Source organism: Brevundimonas sp., assembly GCF_029946145.1.
Lineage (GTDB): Bacteria > Pseudomonadota > Alphaproteobacteria > Caulobacterales > Caulobacteraceae > Brevundimonas.
Genome location: NZ_JAQSDY010000013.1, coordinates 16,174 through 30,684 on the forward strand (window position 1 = coordinate 16,174; position 14,511 = coordinate 30,684).

A 14,511-nucleotide genomic window follows, 5' to 3' on the forward strand; every position below is an offset into this window, starting at 1 on the left:
GTCAGGCCGCCGGCCGTTCGCCGGCCATGCCGACGATGTCGCGATACGCGGCCGCGAACGGCGCGTACAGGATGCCGACGGTCAGTGCGGACACGATCGCCTCGATCACGGCACGGGCGATCACCCAGGGATTGCTGACGTCCAGGGCCGCCCGAACGGCCTCCGAGTCCTGATCGCTGCTGAACGACCAGCTCTCCAGGCCCGAGACAATGGCCAGAGGCATGCTGACGATCGACGACAGCAGCTGCACCAGCAGAACCATGACCACGGCCAGGATCGCCATGCCGAGCAGGGGCCAGAACCGGCCCTTCGTCAGGTTGAACGAATCGAAGAAGGCGAACCGGCGCTCGGCCACGGTGATCGGCACGGCCAGGCTCAACCGGACCGACAGCCAGACGAAAAGGCAGATCACGGCGAGTATTCCGACCAGGCCCGCGATGGCGGCCGGCCCGTCGCCGCCCGCGGTCTTCGCCGCCGCGATCAGCACGCCGAGCGCCACCATGGCGACCACGGCGACAAGGGTCATGATCAACCCGAGCACGAAGGTCACCACCAGCACCCGCACCTCGTCCATGCCCAGGCGCAGATAGCCGAAACGGTCGCCGGACGGCTTCAGCACCCCCCGCGCCACCGCCGCGGCCAGCATGGCCCCGACGATCAGGCTGATGGGCAGCAGCCATGCCACCTGGCCCATGATCGCACCGAAATCGGCCATCAGGGCCCAGGCCTGGTCGAAGCTTGGTTCGGCGGACTCCATCGCTTCAGCCTGCGCGCTCCATGCCTCGAGCTGACCCGCCATATTGGACAGCGAGAACAGGGCGGTCAGCGTCAGGACGGCGTACAGCAGCGTCCAGGCGACAAGCGCCAGCGGATTGCGCCGGACGAGGCGGAAACCCTCGAAAGCCGCGTCGGTGGCCGAAAACGCCATGGTGTCTCCTGTTTCTGACCTGATCCTAGCCTACCCGGCGGACGCGGGCGACTGCGCGTCCGCGACGGGCGGCGTCTCGCTTCCGGCCAGCTGCCGGCAGGCCGAGGCGAACGGCGCGATGCTGAGCGTCAGCGCCAAGCCATAGACCATCGACACCACCACGGCCGCGGCCGCGAACCAGGGCCAGTTGGCGGCGAAGACGGCGCCCAGGCCCTCGAACGGATTGACGTCCATGTTGTGCGCATGAAGCGTGGTCCAGTCGACGCCGTCGGAGAGTCCGGCCGCTACGGCGACGGCCAGGCCGACGCCGAACACGACCGCCTCGATTACGATGACCAGAAGGACCACCAGCAGCATCATGCCGAACAGCGCGCCGGTCTGGCCGCGCGCCAGCCGCCACCCTTCGGGAAAGGCGAAGCTGCGATACAGCACGCTGGCGGGCGCGATCAGGCTGACCCGCGCCATCGCCAGCCAGACGACCAGAATCACAGTGACGATCAGACCCGTGATGACCAACCAGTTCATCGGCGAACCCGCGCCCCAGACGGCGAACCCGACCGCGAAGCCGATCAGCGTCAGCACGATCATGGCGATGTAGATGCCCACGACGACCGCAATGCCGACGACGGCGACCCTCACCTCGTCCATGCCCAGACGCAACGAGAAGAAGCCGCTTTCCCGGGGCCGCAGCACGGCCCGCATGACCGCCGTATAGACGACGACCGTCAGGAACAGCTGGACCAGATTCATCAGCCAGGACAGGGCCTGAAACTGCATCATGTCGGCGAAGGCGGCGTTATGGGCGCCGCCGTCCGGGCCAGCCGCCGCCATCTCGCCCACCATGTCGCCCATCATCGGCAGCATGAGGCCCAGGGTCGCCGCAGACGGCGCAACCATCAGCAGGCCCCAGACAAACACCGACAACGGTCGCCGCCGGATCAGGCCGAACGCATCGCCGATCGCGGTCCCGATTGAAAATCGCGCCATTTCATCCCCCCGTCCCCGGCACACGCTAGCCCGGAACGCGCGCCCCCGCTAGAAGCCGCGCATGACGGACACCCTGAAGCCCATCCACGTCGTCGGCGGCGGCCTCGCCGGCTCGGAAGCCGCCTGGCAAATCGCCACGGCGGGCGTGCCCGTGGTCCTGCACGAGATGCGCGGCGTGCCCGGCGTCACGACCGACGCCCACCACACCGACGGCCTGGCCGAGCTGGTCTGCTCCAACTCCTTCCGCTCCGACGACTGGGAGCATAACGCCGTCGGCCTGCTGCACGCCGAGATGCGGGCGCTCGACTCGATCATCATGAGCTGCGGCGACGCCCATCAGGTCCCCGCCGGCGGCGCCCTCGCCGTCGACCGCGACGGCTTCTCCCGGGCGGTCACCGCGAAACTGGAAGCCCATCCCCTGATCACCATCGTGCGCGAGGAGATCGCCGGCCTGCCGCCGGTCGACTGGGACAATGTCATCGTCGCCACCGGCCCCCTGACCTCCCCCGCCCTCGCCGCCGCCATCCTCGACCTGACCGGCGAGGATGCGCTCAGCTTCTTCGACGCCATCGCCCCGATCGTCCACGCCGAGACCATCGACTTCGACATCGCCTGGCGCCAGTCGCGCTACGACAAGGAGGGCCCCGGCGGAGACGCCGCCGCCTACGTCAACTGCCCGATGGACAAGGCCCAGTACGAGGCCTTCATCGACGCGCTCCTCGACGGCCCCAAGGCGGACTTCAAGGAGTGGGAGAACGTCCCCTATTTCGACGGCTGCCTGCCGATCGAGGTCATGGCCGAGCGCGGCCGCGAGACCCTGCGCCACGGCCCCATGAAGCCCGTCGGCCTGACCAACCCCCGCGACCCGCAGGTCAAGGCCTACGCCATCGTCCAGCTGCGCCAGGACAATGCGCTGGGCACCCTGTTCAACATGGTCGGCTTCCAGACCAAGCTGAAGCACGGGGCCCAGGCCGAGGTCTTCCGCATGATCCCCGGCCTGCAGGACGCCCAGTTCGCCCGGCTCGGCGGCTTGCACCGCAACACCTTCCTGAACTCGCCCAAACTTCTGGACCGCCAGCTGCGCCTGAAGGCCATGCCGCGCCTGCGCTTCGCCGGACAGGTCACGGGCGTCGAGGGCTATGTCGAGAGCGCCGCCATGGGCCTGCTGACCGGCCGCCTCGCCGCCGCCGAACGGCTGGGCCGCCCGCTGGAGGCGCCGCCGGTCCACACCGCCATGGGCGCCCTGGTCGAGCACATCACCGGCGGGCACCTCGACGGCCCCGGCGGCATCTCCAAATTCCAGCCGATGAACATCAACTACGGCCTGCTGCCGCCGCTGGAAGCGCCGAAGGTCGATGAGGCCGGGGTCAAGATTCCGCTCAAGGAACGGGGACGGGCCAAGAAGCGGCTGATGAGCGTCCGGGCGCTGGATGCTCTGAACGCATGGCGGGACGCGGCCTGATGGCGGCGGAAAGCGAACTCGACCGCCTCAAGGCGCGACGGGTCACCGCCCTGTACCGGCTCGACCTGATCGCCCGGGGCGCGCAACTGTCTTACGAGGACGGCACGCCGATCGACATGGCGTCCGAGAAGGAGCGCCTGGACGCTGTCGTCACCGACCTCGACCGGCGCATCGAAATGCTGGAACGCACCCTGAACTGACGGCGAGACTTGCACGCCACCCGTGATGGTTGCAGTATCGCCGTTATGCCGTTCCACTCGGTCAAGCCCCGGGCAGCCAGGACCGGTCGCGTCGCGACCGAGGCGGCGATCCGTGTCGAGGAGCCGCTGGTCTGCGCCGTCAATCATGACCAGGCCCGCGAGCGTCACGGGCGCACGACCGTGGTGGTGCTTCGGCCGTTCGCCTACACCCTGCCCGACGGCTCACGGACGGTGCGGGTGCCGCCCACCTATCTGACCGATTTCGCCTCCATCCCGACCTTCGTCCGCTGGGTCATTCCCCCCTTCGGCCGGCATGCGATCGCCGCCGTCCTGCACGACTGGCTCTACACCATCGGCCAGCCCGGCCGCCGGGGCGAGGCGGACGACATCTTCCGCGAGGCGCTGAAGGAGCTGGGCGTCGGCCTGCCCCGCCGCTCGGCCATGCACGCGGCCGTCCGGGCCGGAGGCGGCGGCGCCTATGACCGCGCCGGGGCCGACTGGAACGCCTCCTTCATGGACTGGCGCACGGGCGGAGCGACCGTTCCGGCCCCGTCGCGCGAGGCCTTCTTCAACGACGCCTGGCCCGCCGGCGTCCCGACCGTGGATCTCTGAGACCCGCGGACCTCAGATCCGTCCCCTCAGCACCGCCCATGTCAGCTGCAGCCGCCGGGCAGCATCGGCCGGGTCCGCGCTCCTCAGGGCCGCGGGCGCGACGGCGGGAAAGGCTTCGGCCGGCAGATTGCGCAGCGCCCGGTTCGCCTCCGCCCGCATCTCTGCATCCACAACCTGCCCGGTCTGAACACGCGCCCTCACCCGCGCGGCCGCGACCACGGACGCGAGATCGGCCGCCTTGGACAAGACGCGCGCCGCCAGTTGCATCGGCCCGACGTAGAAGGCGTCCAGATCATGCGGCTCGCCGTGCACCCGGCCCACATGGGCCTCGATCAGGGCGTCGAACGGCGCGCGCTCGAGACCGTGGCGCGCAACGATGTCGGTCAGGGCCTCCAGCACCGGATGGCCCTTGCGCGGCACGCCCGCGAACACTCCGTCCATCTGTTCGCGCCACCAGACATAGCGCATCTCGGCCAGCAGGGGCTGGGTCACCCGCGTCGGGATGGCCATCAGTTCGGCTTCGAAGGCGTACAGGGCGATCAGGTCCGCGCGCACCCGCTCGTCAGCCACGAAGCGGCTGGACAGCCACCGGTCGGAATCGGCGGCGCGGACCTGTTCGTCGAGACTGTTGGCCGGATCAGCCAAACAGCGTCTGGTACATCGCCATCGACGTCAGCATCGGCAGCGACAGCAGCAGGTTGATGCGGCTGCCCAGCATGGCGACGCGGGCGGCCTTGGCCTTGGCGGCGTCATCCACGACGACCATGCCCAGCGCCCGCTTCTGGTTCGGCCAGATGATGCCCCAGACGTTGAGGAACATGATGATGGCCAGCCAGACGCCGATGCCCATCAGGGTGAAACCCTTCTGGTCCTCGGTCAGGCCCTGCGCCAGACCGAAGGTCAGCACCTCGGCGGCATAGGCGTGTCCGCGGGCGAACATGACGGCCAGGCCGGCCAGAACCGTCACCAGCGCCGACCAGCGGAACCAGAACAGGGCCTCGGGCGCGATATGTTTGCCGATGGCGGGCTTCAGCTCGGCCGGGATGTTGGGCATGACCCGGATCTGGACGAAGTTGAAATAGTACAGCAGCCCGATCCACAGGATGCCGGCCACGACGTGCAGCCAGCGGAACGCCGCCTGCCAGAAGATGTCCCCGAACCCGCCGGACACCTGTCCGAAGGCCAGGATCATCACACCCGCGAGCACCAGGCTCAGCAGGATGGTGGTGCGGAAATTCGACAGCAGCTTGCCCATGGTCAGCCCCTCCCCGGAGCGATTCGTTGAAGCGGCACCATAGCTCTCCCTCCCCCTTGTGGGGAGGGTGGTCGCGCAGCGGCCGGGTGGGGAACTGCGGACACACCCCACCCTGTCGTCGCTGGCGCGCCGACATCCCTCCCCATGAAGGGGAGGGAGAGGGTTCGTTTACGGTCGGCTGGCCATTCCCAGCTTGATCGGCTTCGCATCTTCCTTGTCGCGGCCGCCGCGCTTGACGCCCCACAGCAGGATGATCGGCGCGCCGACATAGATCGACGAATAGGTGCCGCAAACGATGCCGAACATAAGGGCGATCGAGAAGCCGTACAGGGCCGGGCCGCCGAAATAGGCCAGGGCCGCCAGCACCATCACCGCCGTGAAGCCGGTGATGATCGTCCGCGTCAGAATCTCGTTGATGGTCAGATCGATGACCTCGCGCAACGGCATCTGCTTGTACTTGCGCAGGTTTTCGCGAAGGCGGTCGAACACCACCACGGTGTCGTTCATCGAATAGCCGATGACCGTCAGGATGGCGGCGACCATGTTCAGGCTGAACTCCAGCCGCATCAGCACGATCAGGCCGAACACCAGGATCACGTCGTGCAGCAGGCCGGCCACGGCGCCGAGGCCGAACTGCGGCTCGAACCGGAACCAGATGTAGGCGAACATCAACAGGACGGCCAGGCCCAGCGCCAGCAGGCCCGAGGTGAACAGCTCGCCCGAGACCTTCGACCCCACGACGCTGACGCCGGAATATTCGACCTCGCCCACGGCCGCGGTGACGGCGGACTGCACCCGCTGGACCACCTCGGCCTGCGGCTCGTCGTCGGGCACCTGGAATTTGACGATGGCGCTGGAGTCGTTGTCGATCCCCTGCACCTGGACGTCGCCCAGTCCCAGGCCGTCAACGGCGACGCGCACCTTCTCCAGCTCCAGCGTCTGGCCGGACGGCTTGCTCAACTCCATGACGGCGCCGCCGCGGAAGTCGATGCCCATGTTCAGGCCCGGTTTGAACACCCCGACCAGCGAGGCGAGCACCAGCACCGTCGACAGCACGGCGGCGTATTTGGCGAACGAGACGAACTTCAGATTCGTCTTGATCGGAAGGACTTTGATGAGGGGCCACCAGGACATCGCCATCACTCCGCGATCGGCAGTTTTTTGGGTTTGGCGATCTTCAGCCACAGGGCCAGACCGACCTGGGCGACCAGAACCGCCGACAGCATCGAGGTGAACACCCCGATCGTCAGCGTCCAGGCGAAGCCGCGCACGGGACCGGCGCCGAAGATGAACATGATCAGCGCCGCGACCAGGGTGGTCAGGTTGGCGTCGACGATCGTGCCCATGGCCTTGTTGAAGCCCGCGTCCAGCGACGCGATCACGGACCGTCCGGCCCGCGCCTCGTCGCGCATCCGCTCATAGATCAGCACATTGGCGTCCACGGCCACGGCGAAGGTCAGGATCAGACCCGCGATGCCGGGCAGCGTCAGCGTCGCCTGGGTGAAGGACATGGCGGCGATGATCAGCAGGCCGTTCAGCAGCAGGCCGATCACCGAGATGCCGCCGAAGACGAAGCCGTAGGTCAGCAGCATGAACGCCACGATGATCGCGAAGCCGATCATGGTCGACAGCTTGCCTGCGGCCACGGCGTCGGCGCCCAGTTCGGCCGTCACCGTCCGGCGTTCCTCGACGTTCAGCGGAGCCGGCAGGGCGCCGCCGTTCAGCAGGTTCACCATCTCGGAGGCCTCCTGGATGGTGTAGCTGCCCTCGATGATTCCCGAGCCGCCGGTGATGGCGCTGCGGATGTTCGGAGCCGAGATCACCTTGCCGTCCAGAATGATGGCGAACGGCTTGCCGATATTGGCGGCCGTGGCCTCGCCGAACCGGCGCGCGCCGGCGCCGTCGAAGCGGAAGCCGATGGCGGTCTGGTTGTTCTGGTCCGCGGTCACCTCGGCCTTGGTCAGGTTCTCGCCCGACACCAGCACCCGGCGCTTGACCAGGAAGAAGGCCTGGCCGGTCTCCGGCGCCCCGGGGATCAGTTCCGAGTCCGGCGGCACGGCGCCGGCGAGAGCTTCCTCGACCGAATTCTCCACATCGACCATCTGGAAGGTCAGCTGCGCCGTCTGGCCGATGACGCGTTCCAGCTGGGCCGGATCGCTCTCGCCGGGGGCCTGAACCACGATGCGGTCGGCGCCCTGACGGGTGATCGAGGGTTCGCGGGTGCCCAGGCTGTCGATGCGGCGGCGGACCACCTCGATCGACTGGGTCACGGCGTCCGAGCCCATGGAGTCCAGAGCCGCCTCGGTGAAGGCGTAGCGGATGCGGTTGTCGCCAATACGCTGCACCGACCGGTCGGCCACGCCGCTGGAGCCTGGGCTGACCAGGGCCCGCATCGACGTGAGCGCCAGCTCCATCCGGGTCGGATCGGCCAGGGTGACCACCACGCCGGCCTCTTCCCGTCCGATGCTGGTCACGCCGACACGCGCCTCGGCCAGGACCGTGCGGGCGTCTTCGCCCAGATTGGTCAGGCGCTTCTCGCGCATGGCCGGGACATCGACCTCCAGCAGCAGATACGATCCGCCCTGCAGGTCCAGCCCCAGATTCAGCCCGCTTTTCGGCAGCCAGCCCGGCAGGGCCTCCCGCTGCGACGCCGTCAGCAGGTTCGGATAGCTGAACAGCAGCCCGAACAGCAGCGACAGGACAAGAAGGATGACCTTCCAGCGCGACAGATGGATCATGCGGGCGTCCCCGACCTTTTCAGTGCGGCGTCAGGACTTGGCGATGGTCTTGGTGTCGTTGGCGGCGATCGCCGTGCGGTCGCGCACCTGGGTGATCATCTGCTTGACGACGGGAACGTTCACGCCCTGGGCGATCTCGACCATGGCCTGGTCGTTCTCGACGCGGGTGACCTTGCCGATCATGCCGTTCGACAACACCACGGTGTCGCCGCGCTTCAGGCCGGCGACCAGCGCCTGATGGGCCTTCATCTGCTTCTGCTGCGGACGGATCAGCATGAAGTAGAACAGGATGATCACGGGGACGAAGAAGATCAGGGTGCCGAACGGCCCCGCCATAAGTTCCTGCACGATGGTCTCCGCGAGCGTCTGGAGCCGCGCAACGCGGCCCTTGAAAATGAGGCGCGGAAACTAGGGTGCGCCGTCACACTTTGCAACGCGACGTGTGTTCGCCGCGTCGCTTTGCGTTATCGCGGCAACACGGTCAGCGGATCGACGGCGTTCGGCTGGTCGCCGCGCATGCGCCAGGTCTCGAAATGCACCGAGGGCCGCCCGTCGCCGGCCGTCGTTCCGACGGTGCCGATCTGCTGTCCGGCGCGGATCTCGTCGCCATCGCGCACCACGGCCGAGCCCAGATGCCCATAGACCGTGCGCCAGCCGTCGCGGTGCACCACAAGCACGGTCAGCCCCTGCCCCGCCAGGTCGTCGCCGACATAGCCGACCCGTCCGGCGGCGGCGGCGCGCACCTCGGCCCCCGCGGACGCGCCGATGTTCACGCCGTTGTTGCGCTCGCCCATGCCGACCGGTCCGAAGCGCCGCAGGATGTCGCCGCGCACGGGCCAGTCCAGGTTGACCATCGAAGGCGCCGGAGCCGGCGCGGCGGGTCCGGCCGTCGGCGCGGCTTCGCGCGGCGGCGGCGGCAGGGCGGCGTTGCCCGAGGGCGGAGGAGGCGGCGGCGGCGGCGGCGTCCCGGCTTCAGGCACATGGACGCCGCTCGGCGACGGCCCGGTGGCGTAGGGATCGCCGCCGATGTCGACGGCGCTGGCCGGCAGGATCAGCCGCTGGCCCGGGGTGATGGCCGCGCGCGGGCCCAGGGCATTCAGATCGATCAGGTTCTGCACCGGCGTCTGGAAGCGCCGGCCGATGCCCGAGATCGTGTCTCCGGGCTGGATTTCATAGGCCGCGCCCGCCTCGACCGCGGCCGCGCCCGAACGGACCGGCGGCGGCTCGCTGAACCCTTCCGAAGCAGGCCCTGCGGCCGGCGTCGTGTCGGAGTAGACCCGGGGCGCGGCGCCGACGGGCGCTGACAGGGCGCCGCCCTCGATCGCCTCGACCGGCGCGGTGCGCGGTGGCGGCGCCTCGGTCCCGGGATTGGTCGGCCCGCGCACGCCCTCGCCGCTCGGAATGGGCGCGGTCGGATACGCCGGAGCCCGCGTCGCGGCGGGCGCCGGCGCCGATCCGTCGGCGCGGATCGAATAGCGCGGCTCGGCCGGATAGCTGGCGCAGGCGGCCAGCGACATCATCCCGCCCAGCACCGCCAGGACCCTGATCCCGAATCGAATAGTCATGCCGTCTCCCGCCCCCTGGTCGTCATTTCCGTACGTCCGCGCGTCCGCCCCAACCAACCCGTCAAACCGCGCCAAAGTTGGGCGCGAAGGTTAACGGCCGACGATCCGGATCAACCCTGACCTTCCTTGGCCGTGCCCTCGACCAGCGGCACGAACCGCACCTCGCTGAGGCTCTCGCGCCGGAACGAGCCGTCGGGCTGGCCCACATAGCGGTGCAGCATCTGCACCGAACTGCGCCCCACCGGACAGACCAGAATCCCGCCCGGCTTCAGCTGGTGCAGCAATTCCGTCGGCTCGCCCGGCGCCGCCGCCGTGACCATGATCCGGTCGAACGGCGCCTGCTCCGGCCAGCCCAGATTGCCGTCGCCGTGCCGGGTGATGACATTGTCGATCTTCAGGTCCTTCAGCCGGGTTTCGGCCTCGGTCAGCAGGCTGCGGTACCGCTCGATGGAATAGACATAGCGCGCCAGCCGGCTCAGCACCGCGGCCTGGTAGCCGCTGCCGGTGCCGATCTCCAGCACCCGGTGACGCGGCTGCACGTCCAGCGCCTGGGTCATCAGGCCGACGATATAGGGCTGGCTGATGGTCTGGGCGCAGTCGATCGGCAGGGCCTGATCCTCCCACGCCTGATCGAGGAATTTCTCGTGCACGAAGACCGCCCGGTCGATCGACTCCATGGCCGCCAGCACCTTGGGGTCTGTAACCCCCTGCTGCCGCAGCCCCAGGATCAGCCGCCCGGCCCTGTCGTCGTTCAGCTTCATCCCACCACCGTCTTCGGCGGCGCCCCGCCCAGCACGCCCTTCAGGTCGTGGATGCTGGGCGCGTGCGTCAGGTCGATATGCAGCGGCGTGACCGAGATCTTCCCCTCGTCCATGGCCCGCAGGTCCGTCCCCGCCGGATGGTCGTGCTTGGTCCCGCGGAAGCTCATCCAGTAATAGTCCCGCCCCCTCAGGTCGGTGCGTTTGACCGCATGCATCTCGCCGATGTCGCGGAAGCCCTGACGCGTCACCTCGACCTCGGTCACGGCCTCGGGCGGCCGGGCGGGGAAGTTCAGGTTCATCACCACCCCATCCTGCCACGGCTGGGCCAGCAGGCGCGAGATGATGGCGGGCGCATAGGCCTCGGCCGTCTCCCAGTGGGCCACGACGTCGTCGTGGAACCGCTCCAGCGACTGGCTCAGGGCGATCGAGCGGATGCCGAAGGCCATGCCCTGCAGCGCCCCGGCCACCGTCCCCGAATACGAGCAGTCCTCGCCGACGTTGTGCCCCCGGTTCACCCCCGACAGCACCAGATCGGGCCGTTCGGGCATCAGGTCGTTGACGGCCAGAACGACACAGTCCGTCGGCGTCCCCGTCACCGCGAACCGCTTGTCGCCCATGCGATTGACCCGCAGCGGCTCGGTCAGGGTGATCCCCCGCCCCTTGCCCGACTGCTCGACCTGCGGCGCGCAGATCCAGATGTCGTCGGACAGGGTCCGCGCGATCCGCTCAAGACACTCCAGCCCTTCGGCCTCGATGCCATCGTCATTGGTCAGAAGAATGCGCATGCCGCCCGCGCTCTTGCAGTGCGTCGGCCCGTCGCGCAACCGCCTTGGGTCAGTTGGCGGGCCGGATATCGTCGGCCAGGATCACGAACGCCCCGCCGCAATCATTGCGGATATCCGAGCGCGCGTGTTCGATCCGGCCGTTCGCGGCCTCGCTCCAGGCGACAGTCCGGCCGGTGATCCGCACCTTCTGACCGCCCAGATCCCCCATCGCCCGGGCCATCTCGTCCCGCGAAGCCGCGCCCGAGACACAAGGGCGCGAGAACGGCTGCAGCACCTGGTCCTCATCCCCGTACAGCTGGAACTCCCCGTTCGCGAACCGCACCCAGCCCGTGAACGAGGTGTCCCCCGGCGCGTAGGCATAGGTGTTCGACGAAGGGCCGCTGGCGCAGGCGGTCAGGGTGAGCGCGGCGGCGAGGGTCAGGATCGTTTTCATCGGCTCACTCCATCTTTCCCGTCCGGAAGGCCGGACTCACAATCAGGTTCCTTCTCCCCTTGGGGGAGAAGGTGGCTCGCGGAGCGAGACGGATGAGGGGGCTCTATCCCCAACCCTCGCCAGCTGCGGCGAGCCTCGCATCGGAGGCCGGCGGCCCCCTCATCCGAGCGGCTGCGCCGCCCACCTTCTCCCCCGAGGGGAGAAGGATGCTGACCTCACCCCACGTGCGTCACCCCGCCCATATAGGGCAGCAAAGCCGCCGGCACCGCGATCCGTCCATCGCCGTCCTGATAATTTTCCATGACGGCCACCAGCGTCCGCCCGACCGCAAGACCCGAGCCGTTCAGCGTGTGCACGAATTCGGTCTTCTTCTCGCCGTCGCGCTTGAACCGCGCGTCCATCCGCCGGGCCTGGAAGTCGCCGCAGTTGGAGCAGCTCGAGATCTCGCGATAGGTCCCCTGCGACGGCAGCCAGACCTCCAGATCGAAGGTCTTTTTCGCCGAAAAGCCCATGTCGCCCTTGCACAGCAGCATGCGGCGGTAAGGCAGCGCCAGCTTCTCCAGCACGACCTCGGCGCAGCGCACCATCCGCTCGTGCTCGGCTTCGGAGTCCTCGGGTTTGGCGATCGAGACCATCTCCACCTTGTGGAACTGGTGCTGCCGGATCAGCCCGCGCGTATCCCTTCCCGCCGACCCCGCCTCGGCCCGGAAACAGGGCGTCAGGGCGGTGAGCCGCAGGGGCGTGGCCAGCTCGCTCTCGGACAGGATCTGCTCCCGGACGAGGTTGGTCAGGGAGACTTCGGCGGTGGGGATGAGGAAGTGGCGTTCCGAAAAATCGCCGCCTTTCAGTCGTTCTAGGAACTGAGGGAATTCTGCATCGCGCGCGCCCTGTGCCATCTCCGCAGCGAGCCCTTGAAGAGCGAGATTGTACTCGTCTTCGTCTGTGAGAAATGCGCGTAGCTCCAACGCCTTTTCCCGGAACACCGCCCGATCGACTTCTTTGCGACGCGCGGCAACCTTGGTGGCATCTGCGTCTACCGCCTCCCAGTCGGTGGATTCTGTCTTGAACAAATCCTCCTCGAACTTCGGAAGTTGCCCCGTCCCGAACATCGCCTCGTCGCGCACCAGATACGGCGGATTGACCTCCAGATAGCCGTGCTCGCTCGTCTGCACGTCCAGCATGAACTGGCCGATGGCGCGTTCCAGCCGCGCCAGCCCGCCCTTCAGCACCGCGAACCGCGAGCCCGACATCCTCGCCGCCGCCTCGAAGTCCAGCAGGCCCATGGCCTCGCCCAGATCGGCGTGATCCTTGGCCGGTCCGCCCTCGCGGGGCCTGCCCCACGGCTGGCCGATCAGCACGTTTCCAGCCTCGTCCTCGCCCTCCGGCACATCGTCCGCCGCCAGGCTCTTCTGCGCCGCCAGCAGGTCGCGTAGCGCCTTGCCGACCTCGGATTCGGTCTTCTCCGCCGCCGCGATCTCGCCCTTCAGGCTCTCGACCTCGGCCTTCAGCCGCTCGGCCTCGGCCATGTCCTTCTGCGCCATCGCCGCGCCGATCAGTTTCGACGCCGCATTGCGCCTGGCCAGCGCCTCCTGCCCCGTCGTCTGGGCGGCGCGCAGTTCGCCGTCCAGCCGCAGGATCTCGGCCACCAAGGCCTCCGCCCCCTCCACCCCGCGCGACGACCAGCCGCTGACGAAGGCGGCGGGGTTCTCACGGATGGCGCGGATGTCGTGCATGGCGGGTCTCTTGGGAAGGAAGCGATGCTCTAACCGACTCCCTCTCCCATTGGGAGAGGGCTTGAGCGCATGACGGCGCCGCCGTCTCCTCCCCACCCCGGGGGAGGGGGACCGCGAAGCGGTGGAGGGGCGCTGACCGCGCACGCCGGTCCCAACCCCTCCGTCTCGTCGGCTGCGCCTCCGATCCACCTCCCCATTCGCTGCGCGAACAGGGAGGAGACAAGCAATGAACCGTCTTTCCCCGCGCCCGCCGCACGCTATCCTCCCCTCATGCTCCACCGCCTGCCCTGGCTCCTCGTCCTGTTCCGCATCGCCGCCGGCCCGGCGATGATCGGCCTGGCCTTCGCCGGTCAGGGCGCCGCCTGCGCCGTTCTTCTGTCCCTCGGCGTCCTGTCCGACATCTTCGACGGGATCATCGCCCGCCGCCTCGGCGTGGCCACGCCCGCGCTCAGGACATGGGACAGCCGCGCCGACGTCGCCTTCTGGCTATCCGCCGTCGTCGCCGTCGCGGTCCTGCGCCCCGAACTGGTCCCGTCCTTCTGGCCCGCCGCCGCCGTCATCGCCGCCCTCGAAATCGGCAACCACGCCGTCAGCTTCGCCAAATTCCGACGCGAAGCCTCGCCGCACCACTATCTGTCGAAAGCCTTCGGCCTCGGCCTGTGGCTGCTGTTCGCCCTCGCTTTCGCGACCGGCCGGCCCGGCGTCGTGCTCTGGTGCGTGCTCGCCCTCGGCGTCGCATCGCAGCTGGAAGCCTTCGCCATCACCCTGCGGCTCAAGGCCTGGCGCTGCGACGTGCCGACGGTCCTCACCCTGCGCTGAACCCCGCCAAAAAACGGGCCGGCGATGAGGACTCTCGCCCCCTCGGGATGGAGACTCCCGAGACATTTTTTCGCCCTTCCCGCCCCCTCGATCCGGCCGCCGGGGTCCCGCCCCACGCCCTGCGTCCGTTTCTGACGCAGGGCCGTGCACAATGAACCAAACCCCCACGGGGACAGGTCTTTGACAGCAGCCAGCCTTCCCCGGAGCCGCCCCAGGCCCCGGCGCCCGCCGCC

Annotated in this window: 16 protein-coding genes; 4 read left to right on the plus strand and 12 right to left on the minus strand. The window is 68.6% G+C overall.

Annotation, left to right across the window (positions count from 1 at the left end):
• Position 1: 1 nt before the first annotated feature.
• Both PSV23_RS05620 and PSV23_RS05625 read right to left on the minus strand, forming a co-directional pair.
• Positions 2–928: a hypothetical protein gene (locus PSV23_RS05620; RefSeq protein WP_300466746.1), complete on the minus strand. Its 927-nt coding sequence runs from the start codon at positions 926–928 to the stop codon at positions 2–4.
• 30 nt (positions 929–958) lie between these two features.
• Positions 959–1,915 (minus strand): hypothetical protein, encoded by a 957-nt coding sequence (locus tag PSV23_RS05625; protein ID WP_300466748.1) that lies wholly within the window; start codon positions 1,913–1,915, stop codon positions 959–961.
• A gap of 61 nt (positions 1,916–1,976) precedes the next feature.
• Here PSV23_RS05625 and trmFO point away from each other — a divergent pair, with 61 nt between their 5' ends.
• The 3 genes from trmFO to PSV23_RS05640 are packed head-to-tail and all read left to right on the plus strand — an operon-like array spanning position 1,977 to position 4,189.
• Positions 1,977–3,377 carry a methylenetetrahydrofolate--tRNA-(uracil(54)-C(5))-methyltransferase (FADH(2)-oxidizing) TrmFO gene (gene trmFO, locus PSV23_RS05630; protein WP_300466750.1) on the plus strand — a complete coding sequence of 467 codons (1,401 nt, stop codon included), beginning with the start codon at positions 1,977–1,979 and terminating at the stop codon, positions 3,375–3,377.
• Positions 3,359–3,577 (plus strand): hypothetical protein, encoded by a 219-nt coding sequence (locus tag PSV23_RS05635; RefSeq protein WP_300466752.1) that lies wholly within the window; start codon positions 3,359–3,361, stop codon positions 3,575–3,577. Before trmFO ends, PSV23_RS05635 begins: the two co-directional genes overlap by 19 nt.
• 9 nt (positions 3,578–3,586) lie before the next feature.
• Positions 3,587–4,189, plus strand: a complete 603-nt coding sequence (locus PSV23_RS05640) for a DUF1353 domain-containing protein (protein WP_300466754.1) — start codon at positions 3,587–3,589, stop codon at positions 4,187–4,189.
• Between the two features lie 12 nt (positions 4,190–4,201).
• Here PSV23_RS05640 and PSV23_RS05645 read toward each other — a convergent pair whose 3' ends face one another.
• The 10 genes from PSV23_RS05645 to serS all read right to left on the minus strand — a co-directional run bounded on the left by PSV23_RS05645 (position 4,202) and on the right by serS (position 13,459).
• Positions 4,202–4,834: a squalene/phytoene synthase family protein gene (locus PSV23_RS05645; RefSeq protein WP_300466756.1), complete on the minus strand. Its 633-nt coding sequence runs from the start codon at positions 4,832–4,834 to the stop codon at positions 4,202–4,204.
• Entirely contained in the window at positions 4,827–5,444 is a 618-nt protein-coding gene (locus PSV23_RS05650) for a hypothetical protein (protein ID WP_300466758.1), read from the minus strand. Before PSV23_RS05650 ends, PSV23_RS05645 begins: the two co-directional genes overlap by 8 nt.
• A gap of 168 nt (positions 5,445–5,612) precedes the next feature.
• Positions 5,613–6,584: a protein translocase subunit SecF gene (secF, locus tag PSV23_RS05655; RefSeq protein ID WP_300466760.1), complete on the minus strand. Its 972-nt coding sequence runs from the start codon at positions 6,582–6,584 to the stop codon at positions 5,613–5,615.
• Positions 6,584–8,182, minus strand: coding sequence for a protein translocase subunit SecD (secD, locus tag PSV23_RS05660; protein ID WP_300466762.1), 1,599 nt, complete (start codon positions 8,180–8,182; stop codon positions 6,584–6,586). Before secD ends, secF begins: the two co-directional genes overlap by 1 nt.
• Before the next feature lie 30 nt (positions 8,183–8,212).
• The gene (gene yajC / locus PSV23_RS05665; protein WP_055830341.1) at positions 8,213–8,518 is read right to left on the minus strand and encodes a preprotein translocase subunit YajC; all 306 of its coding nucleotides are present in this window, start codon (positions 8,516–8,518) and stop codon (positions 8,213–8,215) included.
• A 128-nt stretch (positions 8,519–8,646) separates the two neighbouring features.
• Entirely contained in the window at positions 8,647–9,747 is a 1,101-nt protein-coding gene (locus tag PSV23_RS05670; protein WP_300466764.1) for a M23 family metallopeptidase, read from the minus strand.
• A 110-nt stretch (positions 9,748–9,857) separates the two neighbouring features.
• Positions 9,858–10,508, minus strand: coding sequence for a protein-L-isoaspartate(D-aspartate) O-methyltransferase (locus tag PSV23_RS05675; RefSeq protein ID WP_300466766.1), 651 nt, complete (start codon positions 10,506–10,508; stop codon positions 9,858–9,860).
• Positions 10,505–11,293: a 5'/3'-nucleotidase SurE gene (surE, locus tag PSV23_RS05680; protein WP_300466768.1), complete on the minus strand. Its 789-nt coding sequence runs from the start codon at positions 11,291–11,293 to the stop codon at positions 10,505–10,507. Before surE ends, PSV23_RS05675 begins: the two co-directional genes overlap by 4 nt.
• 49 nt (positions 11,294–11,342) lie before the next feature.
• Positions 11,343–11,726 (minus strand): hypothetical protein, encoded by a 384-nt coding sequence (locus tag PSV23_RS05685; RefSeq protein ID WP_300466770.1) that lies wholly within the window; start codon positions 11,724–11,726, stop codon positions 11,343–11,345.
• 215 nt (positions 11,727–11,941) lie between these two features.
• Entirely contained in the window at positions 11,942–13,459 is a 1,518-nt protein-coding gene (serS, locus tag PSV23_RS05690; RefSeq protein ID WP_300466772.1) for a serine--tRNA ligase, read from the minus strand.
• 270 nt (positions 13,460–13,729) lie between these two features.
• Between serS and PSV23_RS05695 the strand changes: the two genes are divergently transcribed.
• Positions 13,730–14,278, plus strand: a complete 549-nt coding sequence (locus PSV23_RS05695; protein ID WP_300466774.1) for a CDP-alcohol phosphatidyltransferase family protein — start codon at positions 13,730–13,732, stop codon at positions 14,276–14,278.
• The last annotated feature ends 233 nt before the right edge of the window (positions 14,279–14,511 follow it).